Source organism: Helicobacteraceae bacterium, assembly GCA_031258155.1.
In the GTDB taxonomy this organism is placed as follows: domain Bacteria; phylum Campylobacterota; class Campylobacteria; order Campylobacterales; family SZUA-545; genus JAIRNH01.
On sequence record JAIRNH010000034.1, the window covers coordinates 1 to 24,846 of the forward strand.

Consider the following 24,846-nt stretch of genomic DNA (forward strand, 5'->3'; position numbering starts at 1 on the left):
GCTTGAACGTTAGGAACGAAAACTAACGAAAGGACAAAAGCAAAAGAGGCGAGAATCCCGCTTTTTACAACCCTAACGGGGGGGGGGGGGGTTGAACCTGTAATCGCAAACTCGTTCGTTTGCGCGGAGTTATCTGTTTCCGACGTAACAGCCGCGTTGGGCGGCAGACTTAAGAAATTCATAAAACCTCCTTGTATGTAATAAAGAGCGCATAATATAGCCAAAAAATCATTAAATTGACCTTGTTAATTTCGCTATCTGGCGCGGTTTTTATTGAAGTTAGGCAAATAACGGCAAATTATCTCGGCATTTTGCACCTGTTTGATCAATTATTGGGAGAAAACGCAAAATTTTCGTCCGCAAACAACGATCCGTATCATATTGCGGCAAAGTAAAAATCCGCGTATTTGTAAAACGAAAGCCCTATTTAAACCGCCGAATTGACCGCGCTAACGCTTATTTTTTTGCGCGAACGCCTTGCTTTCGCAAATTATCGCCGTTTTATTAACCTGCCTATGATAAAATCGCCCGCTATGAATATAGCGCGGAAAATTCGCAATTTTGGCGAGCTTGTAGTATTTCAGCATACGCTTTTTGCTTTACCTTTTATATTCATCGCTATGATCGTAGCCGCCGACGGCTGGTTTGGCTGGGCTTTGCTTGGGCTTGGGCTGATCGCCGCCGTGTGCGCTAGAAACTTTGCGATGGGATTTAATCGTCTTGCCGATCGCCATTACGACGCTTTGAACGCGCGCACCGCCAATCGACCGAGTATCGACGGCAGGCTGAGCGTAAAAGCGATAAGCGTATTCGTTGCTTTGAACGCGATCTTTTTTGTGATCGTCTGTTATTTTATCAATCCGCTTGCCTTCGCGTTATCCGCGCCGTTTTTAATCATTATCGGCAGTTATTCGTTTGTCAAACGTTTTAGTTGGATCGCGCATCTTGTTTTGGGACTTTCGATGGGTCTAGCGCCGATCGCCGGCGCGGTGGCGGCTTTGGGCGAAATACCGATTTGGTCGTTGCCTCTTGCGATCGGCGTTATGCTGTGGGGCGCGGGATTTGATCTGCTGTATTCGCTTCAGGATCGCGAGTTCGATCTCAAAACGGGGCTTTGTTCGATTCCCTCTCGGTTTGGAGTAAGAAAAACGTTGATAATCTCAAGAGTTTTACACATTTTGGCTCTGTTGTGCTGGATATTTTTCTGCGTTTTAGCGGAGCTTGGCGGCTTCGCTTGGATCGGAGTGTTTGTTAGCGCTGCGATGCTGATCGCCGAACATAGAATCGTCGCGAATGGGATGGAAGAGATCGACCGCGCTTTTTTCACGCTTAACGCATGGCTAAGCGTCGTGTTTTTCGCGTTTATAACGTTGGATTTTATATGGACGATCTAGACGGGTTGCGCTGGATAAGCGCGCCGCTTATCGCGGAGTTTTCGCTAGAGAGCGAAAATAGAGCCGAGTTTAAATTGGAATTTGATAAGTTTGCCGAAAGCGACGACGATCCGCTTGGCGAATGGCTCAAGCTCGCGCGCTCGCGGGGAGAAACAAAGGAGAGCGATCCTGCTTTGTTGGCTATGACGATCGATCTGCATCGCAAAATAGACGAGCTAACAAGATTTGTAAAAGGCGAAGAGGTTCGACGCGTGAAATTAACGCATAAATCGCGTTTAGACGGGCTTAATTACACCCATTTTCGCATTGAGGCGCCGGAGCTTAACGTTGGCGAGCGCTACTACGCGAGAATAATCGCTATGCCCGTTTTTCCAATACGCGATATAGGCTTGTATTTTACGGCGAGTAGCGAGAGGATCGCGGCGCTTTCGCTACTGCACGATCGCGATCAGAAGGCGTGGGACGGCTACGTCGCTTCAAGAGAGCGCGCGATGATCCGTCAAATGAAGGAGCGCCAATGAGCGAGGAGACGCTGCTAATCTACATATTGGCGGGTTGTTTGCTGTTGATGGCGATCTTTTTGATAGTCAAAGAGTTTAGCGCCGCTAAGCAGGCAAAAAGAATAATCGCCGCGTTACGCTCCGCGCAAAGGGCTAGAGTCGCCATCGAACACGATCTTAAGATCGCGCAACAAGCCGCGCTAGATCAGATCAAAAGTCAGGCGGCGGCGATTTTAAGCGAACATATACGCGCTACGCAAGAGGAGTTGCGCGATATGCAGATCGAAAACGACACAAGGGCGTTAAGGATCGAGCGGCTAGAAGAGAAAATTAACGAGTTCGCAAGCGTGCCGATCGCGACGGGCATAGACGCTTCAAAAGTGATAGCGCTCTACAACTCCGGATTTAACGCGAACGAGATCGCAAGAGAGTTGAAAATAAATCAAAGCGAAGTCGTTTTGACGCTTAGATTAAACAACCTAGAGCCGCGCTAAGCTAGACAAAAAGCGTATAAATATCGTTAATCGCGACGGCGCGTTTTTGCAAAACAAGATAGATTGTTGAAAAAAGGCGCGTATATGGGCGAAGCGTTTTTTCGCGGTAAGAAAAGCGGCGGCAAGCGTATCGCTAAAACGCTATAGGCAAACGATTGAAAACGAAACTAGCCGCCCGGCTTAACAGCGCCAAATCAATAGACTAACGACATTAGCGCTTATCGAAGCGGTTTGATTGTTTTAGCTAATCCCCCGCTAAGAGCGGGAGATTTGCGCAAGAATCGTTAGATCGTAACGACCGGTTTAATAAGGTCTTTTGGCTTATCTTTCATAAGCAACAAAGCCTCTTCTATATGCTCAAAGCCCTTAAACCTATGCGTAAGAAGCGGTTTAACGTCGAGCTTGCCGTATTTCATCAAACGCGCGAGGTATTCCATATTTTTCCTGCCGCCGGGCATAAGACCGCCTACAACCCTGATATGCCCCATTCCAAGCCCCCAGCCGACGCGCGGTATTTTAATATAGTCGCCGGTTCCAAGATAGTTGATGTTGGAGATAATACCGGCGGGGCGGATAATTTGCACGGCTTGTTCAAACGTATTGACGTCGCCGCCCGCGATAATAACTTTATCGACGCCTTCGCCGCCGACTTTATCCTTGATCTGTTCGACTATGTCGCCGTCTTTATAGTTGATAATGTCGGTCGCGCCGTATATTTTTGCGACTTCGATACACTTTGGACGCGAGCCGACCGCTAAAATCCGCGCCGCGCCGCGAAGATTTGAACCCGCTACCGCCATAAGCCCCACAGGTCCGATACCGATAACCGCGACGGTATCGCCGTATTCGATTTCGGCGTTATTCGCGCCGTGAAAACCGGTTGGCACCATATCGGACAACATCGTGCCTTCTTCGACGCTAATCTCCTTAGGCAAAAGCGCCATATTGCCGTCCGCCTCGTTTACGTGAAAAAACTCAGCCATCAAGCCGTCTTTGCTGTTGGAAAATTTCCAGCCGTTTAGCATGCCGTTTGAGTGCTGTGAAAATCCTCTCTGCGAAGCTACCGCCTGCCAATCGGGCGTAATGGCGGGTATGATTACCCTATCGCCGACCTTAAAGTCTTTTACTAACGAACCCGCTTCAACGACCTCTCCGACGCCTTCATGCCCTAGCACCAAATTGTGGCGATCTCCGATGGCGCCTTCCCAAACCGTATGAATATCCGACGTGCAAGGCGAAATGGCGAGCGGACGCACAATAGCGTCCAACGGTCCGGCGACAGGCCGCTCTTTCTCCACCCAACCGACCTTGTTAAGACCGAGCATCGCAAACCCTTTCATCTCTAACTCCTCAAAGTAAATTGCGGTCATAAACGGCGCGGGAGCAAGCGCGGAACGAAAACCCCAACGCTTTTTACGCGCGTTTATAACTGATTGTAAGAATAACATTTCACACATAAACGAGCGTAAAAAATTAAGCGATTTAATTAGTATTGAAACGTAAAAATAGCCGTTTTGATCGCGATCGAGATTGAAAAATGCTTTTGGCGACGCGAGGAGGCGAAGCGCGAAAACAAAGGAATTTTCGGCGATAACCAACGATGGTTTTGTCTTTGGACTTTGCGGCGGCGAACAAGGTTGAGTTACAATTTACGCAAAAAGGAGCGCGTTTGCGGGCTACAAACGAAGGAACAAAACGATACGCCTCAAGACATAAAAAACGCAAAGACGCCTATTCGATCGCCGAAGGATTGGCGATCAGCTCTATCGGCGTAGGCAGTTTTATGCCGGAGCCGTATTGGGAAGAGGCGTATAAGTTTAGCTACGAGGAGGCGGTATTTACCGCGATCGCAAACGGAATAAACCATATCGACACGGCGATCAACTATCGCTTTAGGCAGAGCGAGCGGGAGATTGGCGCGGCGATCAGGCGCGTTATAGACGACGGCGTAGCAAAACGCGACGAACTATTCGCGGCTACCAAAGCGGGGTTTTTGCCGCTAGATTACCCTTTTCCGCAAAATCCGTATGAGTGGATTGAAAAGGAGATTATCAAAACTAATTTAGCGACGCGAGAGGAGATTATATGCGATCAGCACTGCATAGCGCCAAAGTTTCTAGCCCAAAGCCTCGAGTGGTCGCTTGCCAATCTAGGATTAGAGGCGATCGACTGCCTCTATCTGCATAACCCTGAAACGCAACTTGGCTACGTAGATTACGCAACGCTACTAAAGCGGATTGAAGCGGCTTTCGCGCTGTTTGAGTCGCTGTGCGACGCGGGCAAGATCGGTTGTTACGGCGTAGCAAGCTGGAACGCCTTTTTATGGGAGGAAAATCACGCGGAATATATCCGTCTAAACGATCTTGTCAAAATCGCGCGCAAAATCAGAGGGGAAAAACACCGCTTCAGGTTTATTCAACTGCCCTTCAATCTTGCCAAACCGCACGCCTACAACTACGTCAATCAACCGCTTGACGACGGGCTTTATTACACGCCGATTCAAGCGGCGCAACGGCTGGGACTGCATACGATCGCAAGCTCGTCGCTACTTAGAATGGCGCTGTTTAAGCGCCCGTTTTCGCCAAAGGCGGCGGCGGCGCTTGGCGGCGGCTTTACCTCCGCCGTTCAATACGCTTTGCAGTTTGCTAGAAGCGCGCAAGGGGTGAAATCCGCTCTGTTTAGCTCTAAAAGCGTCGATCACGTGAAAGAGAACCTGCTTGTTTTAGAGGCAGAAAAAACCGCCGCAAAGGATTACAATGCGCTTTTTAGTTTATAAAGGAGTCGCGGGTGGCAAAAGTAATGCTAAGAGAGAAGGGCGAGACGATCTATTTTTACGTCGCCAAAAAAGATATGGAGGAGACGATCAAAACGATCGAGTTTAACGACGACGATAAGTTTGGCGGCAAGGTAACGCTTGGCAACGGCGAGGAGTGGTTTATCGACCCCGCGCCAAAAAAATTGCCCCGCGAGGTAAATGCAAAGCGCTTGAGCGAGTAGCGTAATTTACGCGCGATCGGCTCGGCGAATTTGGGCAGCGCCGTTGGGAGCGGTTTTGACGAACGAAGAACGATCGGCGGCGTTATTTATTATCGTCTTTTTAGCGCGCTCGTCGCCTTTGATCGGCAAGTCGGGCTGGTTTTCGTATGCGCCAGCGCGGCGTTATATACGTATGCGAGTCCAAACGCGAGACGCTTTTTTAAATGGCTAACGCGCAAGAAGTTTAGAAAAAGTCCGAACGCGCCGCAAGCGAGCGCCGATCTATCAAAAAAAACGTTGTCGTTTGGACTGATCAAATCGCGAGCCGTCGCTTGCGCGATTAAAGCGCCGCCGCGTTTGAGCTAAGAGATCGCAAAGTTTTAGCGCGGTTTATAGACGATTATAGCGCCGAAGTTGTTTTGGTTATATGCCCCGTCTTTGGTTAGCGGCGATTTGGCGGCTTGATCGACAAAACGCGTATGGCGGATAAATAGGTTTGCGCTTAGCTTTTTCGTAATACGGTAACTAATCGCCAGCGCGGTCGATATACCCGTTAACCCGCCGTTTGGCTCGTATGGATCGTAACGCGTTCTCGCCGCCTGCCTCGCGCTTACGCCGTAATAGGCTTGGTTGTATTTGCGATCGCCAAACTGCGCGGAAAGAGCGGGCGAGATCGTCCAATTATCGCCAAGCGCAAAGGGAAAACCGACGTTTATTCCGTATGTAGCCGAGCCGCTTGAAAAACCGCGAAAAAAACTCGCTCCCAAAACGACGCGCGGTCGCATAAGGCTAATTGACGCGCCGTAGGTCGCCTCCGCATCGACTACGCCCATGCCTTTTAGCGAGCCGTCGTCGTCGCGCCCGCCTCTATAACCGATCGTCGGCGATAAAATAACGCCGCCGCCAAGCGGCAGATCGGCGCCCGCGCCTCTAAGCGATAAAAACAGCGTTTTGTAGCGCAGATCGCCGTAAGGCAGCGCGAACCAGCGCGAACCTGAGCTTTTAGTAAAATACATCGTATTTATAACGCCAAAACCGATCGAATAACGAAAATCGGGTTGTTTGGTTTGATTGACGTCGGACGTAACGTTACCACCGTCGGCAAACGCGCTTAGGCAGAGCGATAGCGCAAAGAATAAGGCGATTACGGCGTTTTGCATGACGATCGCATTTTACACGAAAGGCTCTTCGCCTCTTGATTATCAAACGTCATTTTGTTATCCTTACGCGCCAAAAGGAGCAAAGATGAGCGAAATTCACGCGTTTTTCAGGCGCGAGGAGCGTTACGAGGGGTTGCAACTTATTTATGGGGGCGACGAAGCCTTGAAGCGAAAAATTCTCGAGGCGATAGAAGCGATCAAGCTAGAAAGCGATCTCGCTCCGGACGTAACCGAAAATTGCGACGCTAGAGAACCGGAAAAATGCGCGCTGTATCTTGAGTTCAACGACGATTACGATCGCGACGGCGGAGCGTTTTTTGAGAAACTTCTTGCGAAATTAGATATAAAAAAATGCGATTAGCTCTTTACAAATCCAAAAAAATAGTTAAAATACGCTGAAAATCGTATCACAGGGGGATGTAACGGATATGAACAGCAAGACGAGTTTGGATCGAGAACTCACCGTCTATCTTGAGAAGAAATACAGCAAAGTGTTCCTTTCGCCCGAAGAGGTCGAACGCGAAACGCTGGTCAATTCCAATATTGTTCCTAGTACTTCGGACAAGCAAAACACGTGGTTGTTGCGAGACGTGGTGGAGTTTCTTAACCGCCCGTTTTACCCAAAAGAGATTCGCCAAATGGGGCGCAGAGAGAAAAAAGCGTATGTGATTCGCGCCACTACCGAAACGCTTAACGCTTTGTGGAATAAAACGGCTACCGTAGTCGCCAACGCGACCGTCGTTTTAGAAGAAAACGTCGCTAATACCGCGCAAGAAGCCGCTTAAACCGCTCGCCGAGTTGCGCGGGGTCTAACAGGGCGCGAACGCGCCCGACCTCTTTGCTATAGGCTTCAAACCCCGCTTTTTCATGGTAAATCTCCAGCAGGTTGGTTAATCCCATCTCCAAAAGCGCCGTATTTTGATTTTTGATCTCGGCGACGCTAAATCCCGCGTCCGCAAACGCCTTTTTGATATGCCAAAACGGCGCGTCGGCAGTTAAATCCGTCCGCGCAAAATAGGGCGCTAACGTTTTTGGCTCGAAAATGGGAATCGTTTCGTGATTTGCGTAGATTCTCGCGGAAAAATCCCCTCTAGGCGCGATCGCCGCATAATCAAAGGTCATAAAAAAGGCGGCGGCAAAGCTGTTTTTCAGATTGGCGGCAAACGTTTCGTAACCCAAAAATAGCTCGCCGCGCTCGATACCTAACAGACGAGCGCGATTTAGCGTTTCATCGTCCGCCGCGCGCCAAACAACGCGCCCGTTATCGACGTAAGCCATTTTACCGCCGTCGATCAGGTCAAAAGGGAAAGCGTCGAACAGCTCGTTCGCATAGACAAACGCGGATTTAGCGCTTATTTGATCGACCGACGGCGCGATCGCTATAGCAACCGCGTCGCCAAAACTCGCCGTTAGATATTCGCGCTGCCTTGCTCGCAAAGCCCCGATTGGCTCCACGATCGCGAATTTCAAGCTCTTGATCAAGCTCGGCTCAAGCGTGTAAATAAATTGAATCACATCGGCGATCAGACGTCCGTCGTGCGCGCCAAACTCGACAATCGCCGCCTCGCTACTTAACTCTCCCGCCGCGATTTGACGCGTTATATAGTCGGCGATCGCGCCGCCAAAAAACGGCGTTACGCTAACGCTCGTATAAAAATCGCCCGCTTTGCCAAGCGATTTTGGCGTCGCGTAGTAGCCGTTTTCGCCGTAAAGCCACTCTCTGGCGTAGTCGCTAAAGCGGATCATTTAACCAAGCGGCAGGCGCTCTCAAACCGCGCGAAACCTTCGTTGATCTCCTCTTTGGTTACGGTTAGCGGCGGCAACAGCCGTATATGAGTTTCGCCCGCGCGCAACGCGAGCAGACGGTTTGCGTGCGCCGCGTCGATAATAGCGCCGCGCGTCTGCTCGTCCCTAGCGATCAGCGCTTTCATCAGCCCGATCCCCGTAACGCCGACGAAAAGATTCGGAAAGTTAAGCGCAATCGCGCGGCAGCGATCGCCAAAGTAGTCGATTGTCTTTTGCAACTCTCCGCTCGCTTGCAACCGCTCCAAAACGTCTAGCGTAACCAAAGCCGCTTTTGCGGCGAGAAAATTACCGCCAAAGGTCGAGCCGTGATCGCCGTATATAAAAACCTCTTTAAGCGTCGTAGCCGCCGCGCCGATCGGAACGCCGCCGCCAAGCCCCTTGGCAAGGGTAAAAATATCCGGTTCGACGCCGTAGATTTGCGAAGCCAAAAACTCGCCGCAACGATAAACGCCGCACTGAATCTCGTCGGCTATCAGCAGCAACCTATCTTTTTTTAGCCGCGCGGCGAGCTTTTTGATCTTCTCTTTGTTCATCGGGACTACGCCCCCCTCGCCCTGAACGATCTCGACCATTACGCCGATTGTTCGCCCGTCGATCAATTTAAGCGCGTCGTCTAGATCGTCCGCGTATGCAAACCCGTCGGGAAAGGGTCCAAAATGCTCGTGAAATTTATCCTGCGCGGTGGCTTTAAGCGCCGCGATCGTCCGTCCGTGAAAGGAGTTTTTGAGCGTGATAATTTTGTATCGCCCGCTCTTTTCGCCGTATTTTCGCGCGATCTTAATAGCGCACTCGTTCGCCTCCGCGCCGCTGTTGGCAAAAAACGTTCTCGTATTCATGCCGCTTAAGCGCGCAATCGTTTGCGCCAGCTCCGCTTGATTGCGGTTTAAGTAGAGATTAGAGCCGTGCAAAATCCTGCCCGCCTGCTCGGCGATCGCGCAAACCAAACGCGGGTTGTTATGCCCGATCGAATTAACGCCGATCCCGCTTGTGAAATCGATATAATCGTTTCGGTTCTCGTCGAACGCCCTCGCGTTTTGTCCGCGCTCAAAAGCAATCTGCCGCCTAGCGTAGGTGTGTAGCACATATTGATCGTCAAGCTCTTTCAGCGTCATTTGCTCTCCTTCGGTTTTAGCGTAATTAGCGCGATCTCGTTTGGCGCGAACATTCTAAACGGCGGTCCCCAGTAGCCTACTCCGCAACTTACGTATATTTTGCCGCGCTCGTCGCGATCGTATAGCCCCTTGACGTAGGGTTGCGCCAGCGCGACAAGCAGCGTGAAGGGAAAAACCTGCCCGCAGTGCGTATGCCCCGCAAACATCAGATCGAAGCTGTTTTGCTCAAATTCAAACGCCACTTTTGGTTGATGAACCAGCGCGATCGTAGGGCTTTCGCGCGGCACGTTTTCAAGCGCTTTTATTGGATCGGGCGTCATCGCGCCGATACGTTTGCCCGTCGGATCGTAGGTTCCCGCGATATAAAACTCTCCAAAATCGCCGCGCACAAGAACGGAATTGTTTCTGAGAACGACGACGCCAAGCTCTTCAAGCGTATCTAGCGCTTCATAGACGCTGTAAAAATATTCGTGATTGCCCGTCGCGAAAAATATGCCGTAACGGGTTTTAATCTCGGAGATAATCTTTAACGCCTCTTTTACGCGGCTTATCGGCGCGTCGATAAGATCGCCCGTGATTACTACTAAATCGGCGTTCAGATCGCTAACCTGCTTAGCGACGTTTGCGGCGAAACGCTCGTTTAGTAGATTGCCGTTGCCAAGATGCAGATCGGTCAAATGCGCGATCGTAACCTCTTTCGTTATGCCCGCGATCTCGACCTCCGCGCGGTTTATCTTGGGCGCGGTGAACGCCGAGAAAAACCCGTAGCATAGATAGCCGATCGTCGCGATCGGAATTAGGAGGCGGACGACGTTTTTATGACGCTCGTTTTTTAGCGCGCGGATAATCCAATCGCCGATCAATACCGCGATAAAAAAGACGAATATAACCGCTACCGACGCGGCGAAAATATCCTCCAGATAACCGCCGAAGTAGCCGCCGCGTCTTAGCGGCATATAGGTTACGCTCGCTATATAGAGCGCCGCCAAAAGAATATAGACGGCGATCTTCGCGCCGCGCGGGATCGGCAGTTTGCGCGCATAGCCTAGCGCTATGCCGATCGTCATCGCCAAAAACGTTACGCTTATTACGGTCATAAACATCGTCATTAACCCCTCCAGCCAAAGAGCGTAGCTAATCTTAATTAAACGCGATTAAAAAAAACTACGCAAAACGCGGCTTAGTATAGTTGATCAAACTTTAGAAAACGCGCTACGCGCCGCTAGTTGGCGCTCCAATATGTTAAGCCGTCCGCGCCGCTAAGGTTAAGACGGCTACTTAAAAACGTCGATCGCGTATCTTGAGATCGTCGGATAGCTAACGCTTACGAACAAAAAGGCGATCCTTCGCGCTATTTGCGATCCAATTAGCGCGGGGATTACTCTCGATTATTCGCGCCGTCGATACGTCGCTTGATCGACCCGCGCGTCGATCGGCGTTTCTTTGCGCCGCTTGCGATCAAAACCGAGCGCCGCTAATTATACGCTTGCGCGAACGTAGAGATAGCCGCGCTTACTATCTCTTCCGTAAAACCGCGACTAGTAGGCGTTTAGCGCCGGTTAGTTCGCCAACGCCGCCGCCGTATTTCGAGGGGATACCTTAGAGCGTTAAGAGCGCCCGTCGATAATTTTTTTCGCGTCCTCTTGCGTCTTTACGATATTGGCGCGAATCCACGAGGAGTCCATCCACTCGATCGGCGTTACGGCTACGCCTTGCACGCGGACTTCAAAGTGGGTGTGATCGCCGAAGGCAAATCCCGTAACGCCCGTAATCGCTATCTGCTTGCCTCTGTTTGCGCTCTCCCCTTGCGCCGTATAGAGCTTTACGCCGTGTCCATAAAGCGTGAATAGCCCAAGTCCGTGATGAACGATCGGCATATTTCCATATACGCCGTTATCCGCCGCGAACACCACTGCCCCGTCGTTTGAGGCGAATACCGCCGCCTCTTTTACGCTGGCTAGATCGATACCAAGATGGTATGAGTCGCTAACCTTTTTTTTATCCAGCGTATATACGCGCCGCTCGCCAAAACCCGCGACCAGTTTCGAGCGCGGCAGAGGGGCGAACGCGCCTATTTCGAAACTATCTATCGGCGGCAGCTTGCCCGGACTTGTGTATTGCTCGATTGTTTTAAGACTATTTTCTCTTAAAATTTCATTGACAAAAATAAAGCGATCAAGCGCCGTTAGATTCGCGTCGTTAGCGCGCGGGTTGTAGCGGAAGTTAAGATCGTCCGTTTTGCCCTCCAAAAAGTTTTTGCTTAACTCTATGGAGGACTCTTTGTAGCGCACCTCTTTTAGATATAGAGGAACGCGAACGCGGTTTTGGTTGCCAGCTAGATCGGTCGCGACGGCGTAGGCGGCGAAGTCGCGCTCGTTTATATCGCGGGCGATCAGCGCGGCGTAATATCGCGGTTTGTAGTATGGCGCGACGACGAAAGAGCGCCCGCTTTTCGTTACGATCTTAACCTCGTCGATATTACTATCATGCGCTTCAAAAATCACGAGAGCGCTGCCTCCGGAGGCGATAGAGTAAGAGTTGGTTACGATATTTACCACAGGCGCTTCGCGATCTATAGTCAGCTCGACCTCGATTCGCGTTTCGTTGCCGCTAAAAAAATTCCACAAACTGGCGTCTATAACCCAAGCGGTTAGCTTAGCGCGATCTTTTGGCAACGGCTTATCGGGCGGATATTCCGCCTCGATCTCCAGCGACGTCGCGTCGTTTGCCGCGCCTTCGGATAGGATAACCTCTTCGCCCTCGAACGTCAGCTTTACGCTATAGCTTTTAAGCGCGCGGTTGTCGGAAAAGCGGAGTTTCAGCGGCGCGTTTGGATTCCAATAGAGCGTCGCGGGCGGTTTAATTTCGGGCGCGTCGCGTTCAAATATCGGCGAAAACGCGATAAACAACGCGATCAGAGCCGCCAAAGCGCCCGCGATAGCGATCTTTGTTCGTTGGGCTTTTTTAGGGTTGTAATGTCTCATTATTCCCACCTTTCTACTCTGCAATTAACTTTCTGCGCGAGCGGATCAAGCGCTCCGATATAGGAGCGGTTTAGCATTCTAGCTTCGTTTGGCATTAAAGAGACGTTAAGTTTTTGGACGTATCTATTTGCCTCTTGATCGTTGGCGTAGTAGGCGACGCAGGCTATCTCTATTCTGCCGATAAATACGTCGGTGTGGTTTATTAGCTGAAAAGTGGCTAACAGCTCGCCGTTCTCTCCGCGAAACCAGCGTAAAAAGGCGTTTTCAAGCGCTTTTGGCGCGTCGTTATTCGGCGGCTTGATCGGATTGCTAAGCCCGCGCGAATATGTCCAGTATAAAACCGCGAAAAACGCGATCAGAAAACACGCGGCGAATACGAGCTTTTTGGATCGCTTAACGCGATCGAGTATTTGCGATATTGACGTCATCGCTCCTGTAGCAACCTTTCTATGCGTTCTCTAAGTTTGGCGCTCTCTTCCAGCGCGCTCTCGCCGCAATCTAGCTCTTTTAGCAGGCGCTCCTCGTCTTCGCCGACGCTTTTTAACGTCTTTTCAAGTTCGCTTAGGAGCGATCGCATATTCGCTAGTTCCGCTTTCAGTTCCTCTTTTTTCATCGCTTTGCTTTACGAAAGTCTATTTTTGTAATCCAAATAGCCAAATCGCTTAACGACGCGCGTTTCGCCGTTAAGATCGATCTTGACGATAGAGGGAAGCGGCGCGCCGTTGAACATATTATTTTTCACCATAGTATAGTGGATCATATCCTCAAAAATAAGCTGATCGCCGATTTTTAGCTCGCGATCAAAGCTGTAATCGCCCATAACGTCGCCCGCGAGACAGGTAGAGCCGCCAAGCCTATAGGCGTATTTTTTCTCGTTTGGCTTCCCCGCGCCGCGAACGTCGGGGCGATACGGCGCCTCTAAGCAGTCGGGCATATGCGCCGCCGCCGAAACGTCTAAGATCGCGATTTGCATATCGTTTTCAACTATATCTATTACGTTAGCCAACAAATAGCCGCATTGCCAGCCTACCGCCTCGCTTGGCTCTAAATATACTTGAACATTATAGCGATCGCCAAACGCTTTTATTAAATCTATCAATTTTTCAACGTCGTAATCGGCTCTGGTAATATGATGTCCGCCGCCCATATTTACCCACTTCGCGCGATCTAGGTATTTGCCAAAATGCTTCTCGAAATGAACCAGCGTTCTTTCCAAAGCGTCGCTGTTCTGTTCGCAATGGGTGTGAAAGTGTATGCCGTCGAGTTTATCTAAATAGTTTTCATCAAACTTTTCTGGCGTAACGCCTAAACGCGATCCTGCGACGCACGGATTATATATATCGGGTGTTACCTCGCTGTATTTTGGATTTACGCGAATGCCGATCTGTAGCTTTGGATTTGCGGCTTTAGCTTTCGCCTCGAACGCGGCGAGTTGATTAAACGAATTAAAGATCAGATGATCGCTTAGCGCGGCAATCTCTCCGATTGTATCGTCTGTGATGGCGGGGCAAAAAGTATGCGTCTCTTTATTCATCTCCTCTCTAGCGAGCTTCGCCTCGTAAAGCCCGCTAGCCGCCGCGCCCGCTAGATATTTTCCGACCAGCTTAAAGCTATCCCACAGCGCGTAACCTTTTAGCGCTACCAATATTTTCGCGCCGCTCTCCTTTTGGACGCGATCTAAAATCTCAAGGTTTTTTAAGAGCTTGCGCTCCTCTAAAATATATGCTGGAGCGGCGCTCATTTTTTCTTGTAAAACTTAACGATCTCGCCGATATAAAAGCGGTGGTAATCGCTATCGTATAGTTCGTCGATCGAGCGATCTAAAAAGTTTTTTGGATCGAAATCGTCGAAGTAGATTTTTTTGCACGCGATCGTTTCGCTCGCCTCCTCAAAACCGATCGCGCCCTCGCCGAAAACGATCGGCTGTATATTCGCTTTCGCGGCTTTGTCTATATCTCTGCCAGACTCGGAACCAAAAACTTTATGCACTCTCGCTTTTGTATCTTTGGCGAAAAACGACAGGGTAAAATAGGCGCTATTATCTATAAACGAGCGCGTAAATCGTTGAGGGCGAACAAAGCAGACGGCGACGGGTTTTTGCCACAGATAACCTATAAGCCCCCAAGAGGCGGTCATAGCGTTGTAGTTATCCGCGTTTGCGGCGGCGATCAGCGCCCAATCTTTTGATATTTTCTCTATCGCGCCGACGTCAAACTCTTTAATATCCGCTTCACGCCAAGCGCTTGACGGTTTGATCGCCGTTTTTTGTCTCATCTTACGCCTCCATCTCTACGATATTCCAAGGAAGCCCTTGTTTATTCAACTCGTCCATAAACAAATCGGGGTCGAAATTCTCCATATTCCATACGCCCGCTTTTTTCCATTTGCCCTCTAGTATCAATTTCGCGCCGATCATAGCTGGAACGCCCGTCGTATAACTTACCGCTTGCGTAAAAACCTCGCGGTAACACTCTTCGTGATCGCAGACGTTATATATGTAGATTTTACGCTTTTTGCCCTCTTTAACGCCCTCGAAAACGCAGCCGATATTGGTTTTGCCTTTAGTGCGCGCGCCAAGCGTCGCGGGATCGGGCAGCAGCGTTTTCAAAAACTCGATCGGAACGATTTGCGCGCCTTTATGCTCGATAGGTTTAATTCCCAGCATTCCTACGTTCTCCAAACATCTCATATGAGTTAAATAACTCTGCCCAAAGGTCATAAAAAATCGCGCGCGTTTTAGCCCCCTGATATTTTTAACCAGACTTTCAAGCTCCTCGTGATAGAGCAGGTAACTATCCTTTTTGCCGACTTGCGGATAATCCCACGCGATCTTAACGCTAAGCGGATCGGTCTCAATCCATTCGCCGTTTTCCCAGAAGCGTCCTTTTGCGCTCACCTCGCGCAGATTGATTTCGGGGTTGAAATTGGTGGCGAAAGGATAGCCGTGATCGCCCGCGTTGCAATCGAGAATATCGAGATAGTAAATTTCGTCAAAATAATGTTTCAGCGCATACGCCGAAAAGACGTTGGTAACGCCAGGATCAAACCCGCTCCCCAGCAACGCGGTAACGCCCGCGTTTTTGAACGAATCGTTTCGCGCCCACTGCTCCTTATACTCGAATTTCGCCAGATCGGGGCTTTCGTAGTTGGCGGTGTCCAGATAATCGACCTTCGCCTCGACGCAAGCGTCCATAATCGTCAAATCCTGATAGGGTAGCGCGATATTTAATACGATCTTCGCCCCGCTTGATCGTATCAGCGCGATCAGAGCCGCCTTGTCGTCCGCGTCGATCGCGGCGGTTTTGATCGCAACGCCCCATTTTTGCTCTATCTCGCCCGCGATCGCGTCGCATTTGGATTTTGTCCTGCTGGCAAGCGTGATTTCGCCAAACGTCGCGGCGTTTATCGCGCATTTGTGAGCGACCGCGCGCCCCACGCCGCCCGCGCCGATTATCAGGGTTTTGCTCATGCTTCGCTCCTTCAAATTATCGCGGATTTTAGCGAATATAAGCCAAAGCGCTATACTCTTAGCTTGCGTTTATTTCACACGGCGGGACAAATATGAGGCTTATTAGAGTTTTATCGATTTTTGCGACGGCGTTTTTATTGTTTGCTCCGTTCGCGATCGCCAAAACAAGCGTCGAAACGACGGCGCGTTATCCGTTCTACTTAGCTGAAAGGGGGGGCGCTAAGATATACATTCTAGGCTCCATGCACTTAGGCAAGCCGAAAGCGGCGCTAAGCGGCGAGATTATCGACGCGTTTAATAGATCGTCCAAGCTGGTGATGGAACTCTCTGTCAAGGATATGAGACGAGCGGACGAGGTTGTGAAAAAGTATATCTGTTTGGACGATTGTTTGCGCGGGCAAATATCCAAAAAAGCCTTCGAAACGCTTGAGCGGGACTATTCGGAACTATCCGGCTACATAGCGAAATTCCCCGCGTGGCTTGCCGCCACAATGCTTTCGACTATGGACTATATGCGCGAAGGCTTCTTCCCATACTGCGGGGTGGAATCTCTGCTGCTTAACGAGCGCGGCAAAATTCCCGTAATAGGTCTTGAAACCGCCGAAGAGCAGTTTGACGCTTTGGCGGCGCTTTCGATCAAGTCGCAAAAAGAGAGCCTAGAGGACTACCTGAACCTATCGGCGATCGAGCGGGCGAAGACCATCAACGATACGTATCAAGCCTATCTGATTGGCGACGCGGACGCTCTGTTCAAGTGGTATATGACCTACGACGAGCAAGAGCGTTTTTCGTTGTCGGCGACGGAGGAGTTTAATAAAAAACTTATATTCGATCGCAACAAACGGCTGACCGAACGTCTTTTGAAACAGGTCGATTACGAAAAACCGATCTTCGTTACGATCGGCGCGCTACATCTTGGCGGCGATAAAGGCGTTTTGGAGCTGCTACGCAAAGAGGGGTATAGAATCAAACGCCTATAGGTATTGGCGCTTTTATATATTCGCGCCTTGCGATCGCCGCTTGTTTGTGCGGCGCGTTTAGCGCTATCCGTTTCGCGCGATCTGCCGAACAACTTGCAATTCTCCTTTGTTTGCTCGGCGCTTTTAGCCGTTATCGACGCTAATATATAAAAAGCGACTTATAATTTCCCCTTGTTTGTTAAGCGCGTTTAGCGGCGCCCGGTAACCGACCAATTGAGCCCCGCGCCTCGCATTTTGGCTGCTTGACGCGTTTTAGCCTTGTTTGGCGCCGTAGCGGCGAGAAAATTGCCGCAAATCTAAAAGCGCCGATCGCCCCCGCTCAAATCAACGCATTCGGTCAGTTAGCGTCTCTGTTTTGCCGCCCGATCGCTAATTGTAATTGCGCGCTCGCGCGATCGGCGCTTCCATTTAGCCGTCTCGCCCGCGCGTTAGAGGTTTATTCGCTCTTAACCGCGCAAAATATCGGGGCTTTAGCCGTTCGTTTCGCGATTTCTAGCCCACAATTAGCGCTCCGTCTTTGCAGATCGCCGCCCAAAAACTACAATTCTTACAAGCGTAACCGCTGTTACGCCGCGCTTTGGAGCTTAATTTTATATTGGCGGCTTGACTTTTTTAGTTCGCGCGGTTATAATTGCGCCTTTTTAAGTGTAACATCGGTTACACTTTAGCATATCGTCTAATCAAGGAGCGGCAAAATGCAAAAGATGCTGCAGAGGCTAAATAGAGTCAAAACGCCATATATATGGGTTAATCCGCGAAATTGCGTCGCGTGCTGGAGGTGCATAGAGGTCTGCCCAAAACGGGTAATAGGCAAAAAAGCCTTTTTGTGGCATAGACACGTCTATATTAAAAACGCCGAAGATTGTATCGGTTGCAACAGGTGCGCCAAGGTCTGTTCGAAAGAGGTATTCAGTCAATCAATCCCAGATCTGTTCAAAAACGAGTCGCTAAAAAGAGGGATCGATCCCGCAATCCTTTTCGATAAGGAGCGCGCGGCGTGAATTACAGAGCTTTTATCTCTATTAGTATGTTTATTTTCGTCGTTATTCTTTTTACGACGGGACTAATTATAGAGGTTGCCGAAGAGTTAGTCGGCGAGGACGAGGCGATCCCGTCCTATCTCTATCTCATTATGAGTTTTCTCACGGCGGCGCATGTCTTTAGCGGCATATTTTTCACGGCGTTATCGGTGTTTCATATTATTAAGAATTGGAGCGCGCTAAAAAAATATCTAAAAGCCAAAAACGACAAGATCAACAAAGAGCGCTCGCTGGCGTTAGCGTGGATAGCGATTATCGCCGTTTTAGGGTTTATTGTCGCTCTTATCAAAGAGAGTTAAACCGTCTCGCTGAATCGCCCGATTTTTCTAACTATGCGCGATAAAACCGCCCGCCTAACGCGGCTAACCAAACTTGCGCCTTGCGTCGCGGCTTGGAGCGAATACAATATAGTCGTTCTCAGCCTATAGCGCCGCTCGTATCGAAAAACGCAACGCTATAGCGAGACAAAAAAGAGCCGTATTTACCTTCGATTATAAAGCGGTTTTCGTCCCACTCTTTGCGCGTGATTCCTAATAGATGCACGCCTACGCGCTTGCCGTCTTTAATAACGTTTTCTCGAATAAATCCCTCGTTTTGAAACAAAAATTTGGCGTGTAATCTTAACGTCGCGGCATTGCCGTCTATCACCTCGCAATTAAGCTTGTCTAATTTCAGACAATCAAAGCAGTAGTTAAGCGTGTGAAACTCGATAACCGCGCCAAACCCCCGACTCTGATACATTTCGTCTAAATACATTAGCATAAACGCCTTTTTATGCTTGTCGTCTATATTATTTACGCCCGTAACGCCGACAATCGCGCCGCTTTCTTCTTCGACTATGGCAAAAGTACGTTGCCGATCGTCGGTTTTCAGACGCTCTATCCATTGTATATGCTCGTCTTTACCGATTATATGATCCGAAAACATCCACTTTCGCACGGCGTATTGATTACGCATATCTAATATCTTTATCTGCGCCTCGAAACTTAGATCGGCGATCAAAATAAGTTTATAGCTTTTGCTCAAAAAATCTCTTTTTGCGCGTTTGGCGCCGCGCTAACGTTTTAGCGCCGTTTTGATCGTCGCGCCGATTTCGGCGGGAGATTTTACGACGATAACGCCGACTTTCTCCAGCGCTTCCATTTTCTCCCGCGCCGTCCCCGCGCCGCCGCTTACGATCGCGCCCGCGTGTCCCATTCGCTTGCCTTTGGGCGCGGTCTGCCCCGCTATAAACGCTACGACGGGTTTTTTCACGCCGCTTGCGATAAAACGCGCCGCTTGTATCTCCAGATCGCCGCCTATTTCGCCGATCAGCGCGATCGCCTTCGTTTCGTCGTCGGCTTCAAATAGTTTTAGCAGATCGATATACCCTAGCCCGATAATGGGATCGCCGCCAATCCCAACCGCCGTCGAAACGCCCAAGCCTACGTTTGCGATCTGGTTTGCCGCCTCGTAGGTAAGCGTGCCTGATTTGGATATTAGTCCCGTTGAACCGCGCTTAAACACATTGACGGGCATAATGCCGATCTTCGCCTCGTTTGGCGTGATAACGCCGGGGCAGTTTGGACCTATCAGCTTCGCGCCCTTTTTCACGACGAACGCTTTCGCTTTAACCATATCGCTTACGGGTATGCCTTCGGTGATCGCCACGATCAGTTTTATCCCCGCGTCGGCGGCTTCCATAATCGAGTCGGCGGCGTAAGCGCTCGGCACAAAGATCAGGCTTGTATCCGCGTCGGTTTCGCGTTTAGCGTCGCTTACCGAGTTGAAAACGGGGCGATCAAGGTGGATCGAGCCGCCCTTGCGCGGCGTAACGCCGCCTACGATATTAGTCCCGTAGGCTATACACTGCTCGCCGTGAAAAGAGCCCTCTTTGCCCGTAAAACCCTGAATAATCACTCGCGAGCTTCTATCGACCAAAATAGACATCAGTTTCCTTTCGCCAGCTCTACGGCTTTTTTAGCGCCGTCTGAAAGTTCGTCGGCTGCGATCACGTTGCGCATATTCGCCTTTTTCAAAATCGTTTTCGCCAGATCGGCGTTCGTGCCGTCGAGACGGACGACTATGGGAACCGTCGCGTCGATCTGCTTTGCCGCCTCAAGAATGCCGTTCGCCACGCGATCGCAGCGCACGATCCCGCCAAAGATATTGATAAATATCGATTTCACGCTTGGATCGCGCAGGATAATCTCAAAACCTTTCGCCACCGTTTCAGCGGACGCGCCGCCGCCCACGTCAAGAAAGTTCGCGGGCGATCCGCCCTCGTGCTTAACGATGTCCATCGTAGCCATCGCAAGCCCCGCGCCATTGACCATACAGCCTACGTTTCCGTCTAGTTTCACATAGCTTAGGTTGTATCGCGCCGCCTCGATCTCGCTAGGCTCCTCCTCGTTTGGATCGCGCAAAGCCGCGATTTCAGGGCGGCGAAAGAGCGCGTTGTCGTCGAAACTCATCTTAGCGTCAAGCGCGATAAAATTTCCTTCGCTAGTTAATGCCAGCGGGTTGATCTCGATAAGGTTAGCGTCCGTCGCCTCGTAGCAGGCAAACAGCGCCTTAGCAAGCGATATAAAGCCGCTTTGCGTCTCGTTTGGCAGATTTAACGCGAAGGCAAGAGAGCGGGCGTGGAAGCTCTGAAAGCTAGTCGCTGGATCGACGGCGACGCGGACGATTTTTTCGGGCGCCTCGCGCGCGATCTGCTCTATCTCCATGCCGCCCTCCGAGGAAGCTATAAAAACGGGCGATTCCAACGCGCGATCTAGCGCGATCGCAAGGTAGAACTCCTTTTTAATATCAGCGCCGCTCTCGATATAAAGCCGTTTCACGACCTTGCCCTCCGCGCCCGTTTGACGGGTTATCAACCGCGATCCCAACATCTGCGCGGCGATCGCCTCTACCTCCTCGAGCGAGCGCGCCAGCTTTACGCCGCCCGCTTTGCCGCGTCCGCCCGCGTGAATTTGCGCCTTGACGACCCACAAAGAACCGCCGACGGTTTCCGCCGCCGCTCTCGCTTCGCTTGGAGTTTGCGCCTCGCCGCCCTCCAATACCGCCGCGCCGTAACGACGCAAAATAGCCTTCGCCTGATACTCGTGTATGTTCAAAATTGATCCCTAACTTGTGGCAAAAATTGCGTAATTATACCGATCGAAGCCTATTTCGCCGCAAGCGATCGATTAAAGGTCGGATAGCGGCGGTTCGCAAAAAGGGGCGCTATCGGCAAAGTTGGCGACACTAAAGCGGCAAGAGATTTTCTTGCTTCATCAACCAAAAAGTTCCGCGTCTTTTTGCGATCGCCTCCTCTTTCGCGGTTTTACGATCGCCCAATACTTTATAAACGCCGCCGCGATAGTTTGGGTTTAATTTAGTAGTCGCGCGGGCATAATCGGCGATCGCCTTTCAAAATCGCCTAAAACGCGATCGGATCGGCTCGCGTTCGGCTAGGGTTGAGCTTAATCGCGGCTTGCGATCGCTTTTTCGCGATGTTTTATCCAGCGATAGATAGCAGCGCGGTTGTAATGCGCTTTAGCGTCGTTTTGATCTTACGATCCGTTTGAGTTTGTCATCGCGGCGGGATCGATAAGGCGGTCAAACTCCGCTTCGTCGATAAAACCTAAAGCGATCGCCGCCTCTTTGAGCGTCGTTCCCTCTTTATGCGCCTTTTTCGCGATCGCGGCGGCTTTATCATAGCCGATTACGGGCGCGAGCGCGGTTACAAGCATTAACGAATTGTTAAGGTGGCGCGAGATCGTTTCGACATTCGCTTTTATCCCAATCGCGCAGTTGCGATTAAAACTATTCGCGCCGTCGCTTAGCAGTCTAACCGATTGCAAAAAATTGTAGATAATAACGGGCTTAAACACATTCAGTTCAAACGCGCCTTGACTATTCGCAAAACCTATCGCCGCGTCGTTTCCCATAACCTGAACGGCGATCATGGTCAGCGCTTCGGCTTGCGTAGGATTAACTTTGCCCGGCATAATCGAGCTACCCGCCTCGTTTTCAGGAATGCTAAGCTCGCCCAAACCGCAACGAGGACCGGATGCAAGCAGGCGAATATCGTTCGCAATCTTCATCAAATTCCCCGCGAGCGCCTTTAACGCGCCGTGCAAAAAGGCAAGCGCGTCGTGGCTAGTGAGCGCGTGAAAGGCGTTTGACGCGGGAGTAAATCGCTCGTTTAGCGCCTTGTTTAACTCGTCGCACACGGCTTGCGCGAAGCCCGTCGGCGCGTTTAGCCCCGTGCCGACCGCCGTCGCGCCGATCGCAAGCTCCCTCGCAAAATCGAGCGCCGCCTTGATCTGCCTATGCGAAGCGTCGAGCATAGCCGCGTAGCCCGAAAACTCCTGCCCCAGCGTAAGCGGCGTCGCGTCCTGTAGATGAGTGCGCCCGATTTTGACAATCGCCGCAAACTCGCGCGATTTCGCCTCCAGCGTCGAGCGCAAAGCCAAAATCGCGGGCGTTAAACGGCTCTCTATCTCCAAAACGGCTGCAATATGCATTGCCGAAGGAAAAACGTCGTTCGAGCTTTGGCTCATATTGACCTGATCGTTTGGGTGAATCTTGCCCCCCAGCTTCGCGCCCACTATAGAGGCGATCACCTCGTTTAGGTTCATATTGGTTTGCGTCCCGCTACCCGTCTGCCAGACGCTCAGCGCAAACTCGTCGTTATGCCTGTCGGATAAAATCTCGTCGCACGCGGCGGCGATCGCCTCGCTCGTCCTCTTGTCGATCTTGCCAAAGCGCAAATTGGCGTTTGCCGCCGCCTTTTTAAGAAGCGCGAGCGCCTCTATCAGCGGCTTTGGCATACGCTCTACGCCTATCTGAAAGTTCTCCAAACTCCTCTGCGTCTGCGCGCCCCAAAGCCGATCGGCGGCTACCTTTATCTCGCCGAAAGCGTCTTTTTCCACGCGATAGCCGCTAGACACAGAAACCTCTCTCCTTAAGTTTGTCGATCGACGCGCCGACAGATTGCACGGATCGCTTAAACTCCGCTTTCTCGTTATCGTTCAACGTTACCTCGATCACCTTCTCGACGCCGCTTGCGCCAAGCACGATCGGCGCGCCCGTAACTACGTCGTTATAGCCGTATTCGCCCTCCAATAGCACGGCGCACGGATATATCTGCTTCGCGTCGCGCAAGATAGCCTCGCACATCATCGACGTAGCGAGCGCGGGCGCGTAATACGCCGACCCGCTCTTGAGATAGCCCACAATTTCCGCGCCCGCGTTTTTCGTGTGAGCGACAATCTCCTCTATATCCTCGCGGCTTAGCAGATCGGTGATCGGCACGCCCGCGACGGTGGAGTAGCGATGAAGCGGGACCATATTATCGCCGTGTCCCCCAAGCACGGTTGCGCGAATCTGCCCCGATCCGTAGCCTAGTTTTTCGTAGATAAAGCTCGCCATTCTGCCGGAGTCCAAAAGCCCCGCCATTCCAATAACTTGACGCTTATTAAAGCCCGTCTCTTTAAGCGCGACATAGGTCATCGCGTCAAGCGGATTTGTGATCATAATCACAAACGAATTAGCGCAATACTCCCTCGCTTGCTCGCAAATACCCCGCACCGCCTCGGCGTTGATAAACAACAGATCGTCGCGGCTCATACCGGGCTTTCTCGCCGCGCCCGCCGCGACAATCACAATATCGCTCCCCTCTATATCGCTATAACCCTCCGCGACGCGCACAATCGTGTGAGCGCGAATAACCGCGGCGGCTTGAGACATATCCAGCGCTTTGCCCCACGCGACGTCGGGTTTAGAATCCAGCAGAATAATCTCATGCACAATCCCTTGCGTGGCGAGCGAATAGGCGACCGTCGATCCCACGTTGCCCGCCCCAATAATAGATATTTTCTTACCGCCCATCGATCGTCGCTCCCGCATAAAACTTTAAGTGATGCTTAGGATTATGACACAACGGCGATTAGAGGGTCGATTGCGGCTTTCGACCCGTTTTTGAGCGCGCGCCTTATCAAAGCGTCGCCCGCGCGGCGCCGATCGCGTTTAGCGCGGCTCTTGATCGCTTTCGCCTATAAAACATCATCGCCCCGCTTAACCCAAAAAAGCCCATAGTTAACGACGATACGCGCCCTGTGGTAAGAAGCGAAATTAAAGAGGTTGAAGCCGCGCTTGACGCGAAGATCGACAAAGTCGAACTTTCGCTAAGCGGCAAGATCGATACGCTAAGAGCCGAAATGACAAGCCTTAAATGGATACTTGGCGTTCTTACCGCCGCGGTCTTTTCGCTTGTGGCGAAGGCGTTTCTGTTCTCATAATCTTCGCTTCTTAATAAATCCCGAACACGGCGTTGTTTTTTGAGCGCCAATTGATGGATTTTTGTGGTTTCTAGTCTCGCGTAAAGGAAAGCAACGACTGTCGCTAAGAGCGTCCGCGTTCTAGCGAACTTAAACGCCGATTATAGATACCCGAGTCCAAGCGCGGATCGCAAAGCGTGAATCGTTTCGATCTCGCCTGCGCTGGTTACTTTGTCCGACTGAACGCATTTGAGCGCCCAATCGATAATCCGCCGTTTTGTCCCTTCGTCCGCCTGTTGAATGGCGTTATAGGCGCGATCGAGCGTTTGATTTAGTATTCTCTCGGAAGGGATATACGCTAAAACGTTGGATATTTCGCTGATTTTTTCAAACGCTTCTTGGGCTTTGCCGTCGTCTTGGTATTGATCGTAAATAGTCGCCGAAAGCGCGATCGAAGTCTCGGTCGCGATCGAAGCTATATCGAAATAGGCGATCTTTGGCTCTTGGCGCAAACCAAAGGCAATATCCAAAGGATAAAATACGAGATATTTCAGATTAAACTCGAACAAAGAGAGCTTGCCGTCCTCCTCGATCAAAAGTTCGGCGCCCTCTCTAAAGCGAATATACTGATCGAAAGTTAGGCTTTTTAGCGCGTTGGCGCAAAGAAAAATTAAATGAACTAT

The 24,846-nt window shown here is 50.9% G+C and carries 30 protein-coding genes; 12 read left to right on the plus strand and 18 right to left on the minus strand.

All coding sequences use genetic code 11. From position 1 onward, the window contains the following. Nucleotides 1–182: hypothetical protein (locus tag LBF86_04860; GenBank protein MDR0664834.1), on the minus strand; the 182-nt coding region annotated here is incomplete at its 3' end. A gap of 351 nt (nucleotides 183–533) precedes the next feature. Between LBF86_04860 and LBF86_04865 the strand changes: the two genes are divergently transcribed. The 3 genes from LBF86_04865 to LBF86_04875 are packed head-to-tail and all read left to right on the plus strand — an operon-like array spanning nucleotide 534 to nucleotide 2,388. Further along, nucleotides 534–1,394, plus strand: a complete 861-nt coding sequence (locus LBF86_04865; protein ID MDR0664835.1) for a 4-hydroxybenzoate polyprenyltransferase — start codon at nucleotides 534–536, stop codon at nucleotides 1,392–1,394. Next, a complete protein-coding gene (locus LBF86_04870) occupies nucleotides 1,382–1,915 on the plus strand; it encodes a hypothetical protein (protein ID MDR0664836.1) in 534 nt (177 codons plus the stop codon). The genes LBF86_04865 and LBF86_04870 overlap by 13 nt, the downstream gene beginning before the upstream one ends. Next, entirely contained in the window at nucleotides 1,912–2,388 is a 477-nt protein-coding gene (locus tag LBF86_04875) for a hypothetical protein (protein MDR0664837.1), read from the plus strand. The genes LBF86_04870 and LBF86_04875 overlap by 4 nt, the downstream gene beginning before the upstream one ends. Nucleotides 2,389–2,672: 284 nt before the next feature. Here LBF86_04875 and LBF86_04880 read toward each other — a convergent pair whose 3' ends face one another. After that, nucleotides 2,673–3,728, minus strand: coding sequence for an NAD(P)-dependent alcohol dehydrogenase (locus LBF86_04880; protein ID MDR0664838.1), 1,056 nt, complete (start codon nucleotides 3,726–3,728; stop codon nucleotides 2,673–2,675). A 329-nt stretch (nucleotides 3,729–4,057) separates the two neighbouring features. Here LBF86_04880 and LBF86_04885 point away from each other — a divergent pair, with 329 nt between their 5' ends. Genes LBF86_04885 through LBF86_04895 form a run of 3 tightly spaced genes read left to right on the plus strand, consistent with a single transcriptional unit; the run spans nucleotide 4,058 to nucleotide 5,730 of the window. Further along, entirely contained in the window at nucleotides 4,058–5,164 is a 1,107-nt protein-coding gene (locus tag LBF86_04885) for an aldo/keto reductase (GenBank protein MDR0664839.1), read from the plus strand. 11 nt (nucleotides 5,165–5,175) lie between these two features. Then, nucleotides 5,176–5,385 carry a putative nitrogen fixation protein NifT gene (gene nifT, locus LBF86_04890; GenBank protein ID MDR0664840.1) on the plus strand — a complete coding sequence of 70 codons (210 nt, stop codon included), beginning with the start codon at nucleotides 5,176–5,178 and terminating at the stop codon, nucleotides 5,383–5,385. Nucleotides 5,386–5,415: 30 nt separating this feature from the next. Continuing rightward, nucleotides 5,416–5,730, plus strand: a complete 315-nt coding sequence (locus LBF86_04895) for a hypothetical protein (GenBank protein ID MDR0664841.1) — start codon at nucleotides 5,416–5,418, stop codon at nucleotides 5,728–5,730. Nucleotides 5,731–5,744: 14 nt separating this feature from the next. Here the strand turns inward: LBF86_04895 and LBF86_04900 are convergent, their stop codons facing one another. After that, the gene (locus LBF86_04900) at nucleotides 5,745–6,524 is read right to left on the minus strand and encodes a MipA/OmpV family protein (protein ID MDR0664842.1); all 780 of its coding nucleotides are present in this window, start codon (nucleotides 6,522–6,524) and stop codon (nucleotides 5,745–5,747) included. An 85-nt stretch (nucleotides 6,525–6,609) separates the two neighbouring features. Here LBF86_04900 and LBF86_04905 point away from each other — a divergent pair, with 85 nt between their 5' ends. Together LBF86_04905 and LBF86_04910 are read left to right on the plus strand one after the other, a co-directional pair. Further along, on the plus strand, nucleotides 6,610–6,885 hold the full coding sequence (locus tag LBF86_04905) for a hypothetical protein (GenBank protein ID MDR0664843.1): 276 nt from the start codon (nucleotides 6,610–6,612) through the stop codon (nucleotides 6,883–6,885). Nucleotides 6,886–6,952: 67 nt separating this feature from the next. Continuing rightward, nucleotides 6,953–7,309 carry a hypothetical protein gene (locus tag LBF86_04910; GenBank protein MDR0664844.1) on the plus strand — a complete coding sequence of 119 codons (357 nt, stop codon included), beginning with the start codon at nucleotides 6,953–6,955 and terminating at the stop codon, nucleotides 7,307–7,309. On the opposite strand, the gene LBF86_04915 is transcribed toward LBF86_04910, so the two are convergent. The 9 genes from LBF86_04915 to LBF86_04955 all read right to left on the minus strand — a co-directional run bounded on the left by LBF86_04915 (nucleotide 7,284) and on the right by LBF86_04955 (nucleotide 15,895). Continuing rightward, nucleotides 7,284–8,270 carry an SAM-dependent methyltransferase gene (locus tag LBF86_04915; GenBank protein ID MDR0664845.1) on the minus strand — a complete coding sequence of 329 codons (987 nt, stop codon included), beginning with the start codon at nucleotides 8,268–8,270 and terminating at the stop codon, nucleotides 7,284–7,286. The two genes, LBF86_04910 and LBF86_04915, sit on opposite strands and share 26 nt — an antisense overlap. Continuing rightward, the gene (locus tag LBF86_04920; protein MDR0664846.1) at nucleotides 8,267–9,442 is read right to left on the minus strand and encodes an aminotransferase class III-fold pyridoxal phosphate-dependent enzyme; all 1,176 of its coding nucleotides are present in this window, start codon (nucleotides 9,440–9,442) and stop codon (nucleotides 8,267–8,269) included. Before LBF86_04920 ends, LBF86_04915 begins: the two co-directional genes overlap by 4 nt. Beyond that, complete coding sequence (locus tag LBF86_04925; protein ID MDR0664847.1) at nucleotides 9,439–10,539, minus strand: metallophosphoesterase; 1,101 nt, start codon at nucleotides 10,537–10,539, stop codon at nucleotides 9,439–9,441. Before LBF86_04925 ends, LBF86_04920 begins: the two co-directional genes overlap by 4 nt. A 510-nt stretch (nucleotides 10,540–11,049) precedes the next feature. Next, nucleotides 11,050–12,426, minus strand: coding sequence for a M23 family metallopeptidase (locus LBF86_04930; protein ID MDR0664848.1), 1,377 nt, complete (start codon nucleotides 12,424–12,426; stop codon nucleotides 11,050–11,052). Next, nucleotides 12,426–12,854 (minus strand): hypothetical protein, encoded by a 429-nt coding sequence (locus LBF86_04935; GenBank protein MDR0664849.1) that lies wholly within the window; start codon nucleotides 12,852–12,854, stop codon nucleotides 12,426–12,428. Before LBF86_04935 ends, LBF86_04930 begins: the two co-directional genes overlap by 1 nt. Further along, nucleotides 12,851–13,039 carry a hypothetical protein gene (locus LBF86_04940; GenBank protein ID MDR0664850.1) on the minus strand — a complete coding sequence of 63 codons (189 nt, stop codon included), beginning with the start codon at nucleotides 13,037–13,039 and terminating at the stop codon, nucleotides 12,851–12,853. The genes LBF86_04935 and LBF86_04940 overlap by 4 nt, the downstream gene beginning before the upstream one ends. Nucleotides 13,040–13,048: 9 nt before the next feature. After that, nucleotides 13,049–14,167: a carboxynorspermidine decarboxylase gene (gene nspC, locus LBF86_04945; protein MDR0664851.1), complete on the minus strand. Its 1,119-nt coding sequence runs from the start codon at nucleotides 14,165–14,167 to the stop codon at nucleotides 13,049–13,051. Further along, entirely contained in the window at nucleotides 14,164–14,700 is a 537-nt protein-coding gene (locus LBF86_04950; GenBank protein MDR0664852.1) for a flavin reductase, read from the minus strand. Before LBF86_04950 ends, nspC begins: the two co-directional genes overlap by 4 nt. Nucleotide 14,701: 1 nt before the next feature. Next, nucleotides 14,702–15,895, minus strand: coding sequence for a saccharopine dehydrogenase family protein (locus LBF86_04955; GenBank protein ID MDR0664853.1), 1,194 nt, complete (start codon nucleotides 15,893–15,895; stop codon nucleotides 14,702–14,704). A 92-nt stretch (nucleotides 15,896–15,987) separates the two neighbouring features. On the opposite strand from LBF86_04955, the gene LBF86_04960 reads away from it, so the two are divergent. From LBF86_04960 to LBF86_04970, 3 genes are all read left to right on the plus strand, one after another. Further along, nucleotides 15,988–16,875 (plus strand): TraB/GumN family protein, encoded by an 888-nt coding sequence (locus LBF86_04960; protein MDR0664854.1) that lies wholly within the window; start codon nucleotides 15,988–15,990, stop codon nucleotides 16,873–16,875. Between the two features lie 695 nt (nucleotides 16,876–17,570). Next, nucleotides 17,571–17,876 carry a ferredoxin family protein gene (locus tag LBF86_04965; protein ID MDR0664855.1) on the plus strand — a complete coding sequence of 102 codons (306 nt, stop codon included), beginning with the start codon at nucleotides 17,571–17,573 and terminating at the stop codon, nucleotides 17,874–17,876. After that, complete coding sequence (locus tag LBF86_04970) at nucleotides 17,873–18,214, plus strand: DUF4405 domain-containing protein (protein ID MDR0664856.1); 342 nt, start codon at nucleotides 17,873–17,875, stop codon at nucleotides 18,212–18,214. The genes LBF86_04965 and LBF86_04970 overlap by 4 nt, the downstream gene beginning before the upstream one ends. 118 nt (nucleotides 18,215–18,332) lie before the next feature. Here the strand turns inward: LBF86_04970 and pseH are convergent, their stop codons facing one another. The 5 genes from pseH to mdh form a co-directional block, all read right to left on the minus strand. Continuing rightward, nucleotides 18,333–18,941 (minus strand): UDP-4-amino-4,6-dideoxy-N-acetyl-beta-L-altrosamine N-acetyltransferase, encoded by a 609-nt coding sequence (gene pseH / locus LBF86_04975; GenBank protein MDR0664857.1) that lies wholly within the window; start codon nucleotides 18,939–18,941, stop codon nucleotides 18,333–18,335. Between the two features lie 30 nt (nucleotides 18,942–18,971). Further along, entirely contained in the window at nucleotides 18,972–19,844 is an 873-nt protein-coding gene (gene sucD / locus LBF86_04980; GenBank protein ID MDR0664858.1) for a succinate--CoA ligase subunit alpha, read from the minus strand. Next, nucleotides 19,844–21,013, minus strand: a complete 1,170-nt coding sequence (sucC, locus tag LBF86_04985) for an ADP-forming succinate--CoA ligase subunit beta (GenBank protein MDR0664859.1) — start codon at nucleotides 21,011–21,013, stop codon at nucleotides 19,844–19,846. Before sucC ends, sucD begins: the two co-directional genes overlap by 1 nt. A 438-nt stretch (nucleotides 21,014–21,451) precedes the next feature. Next, nucleotides 21,452–22,834 (minus strand): class II fumarate hydratase, encoded by a 1,383-nt coding sequence (gene fumC / locus LBF86_04990; GenBank protein MDR0664860.1) that lies wholly within the window; start codon nucleotides 22,832–22,834, stop codon nucleotides 21,452–21,454. After that, complete coding sequence (mdh, locus tag LBF86_04995; GenBank protein MDR0664861.1) at nucleotides 22,827–23,774, minus strand: malate dehydrogenase; 948 nt, start codon at nucleotides 23,772–23,774, stop codon at nucleotides 22,827–22,829. Before mdh ends, fumC begins: the two co-directional genes overlap by 8 nt. A 227-nt stretch (nucleotides 23,775–24,001) precedes the next feature. On the opposite strand from mdh, the gene LBF86_05000 reads away from it, so the two are divergent. Beyond that, the gene (locus LBF86_05000; GenBank protein ID MDR0664862.1) at nucleotides 24,002–24,184 is read left to right on the plus strand and encodes a hypothetical protein; all 183 of its coding nucleotides are present in this window, start codon (nucleotides 24,002–24,004) and stop codon (nucleotides 24,182–24,184) included. Nucleotides 24,185–24,324: 140 nt separating this feature from the next. Here LBF86_05000 and LBF86_05005 read toward each other — a convergent pair. Continuing rightward, nucleotides 24,325–24,846, minus strand: a 522-nt coding sequence (locus tag LBF86_05005) for a hypothetical protein (protein ID MDR0664863.1), incomplete at its 5' end; no start/stop codon positions are given.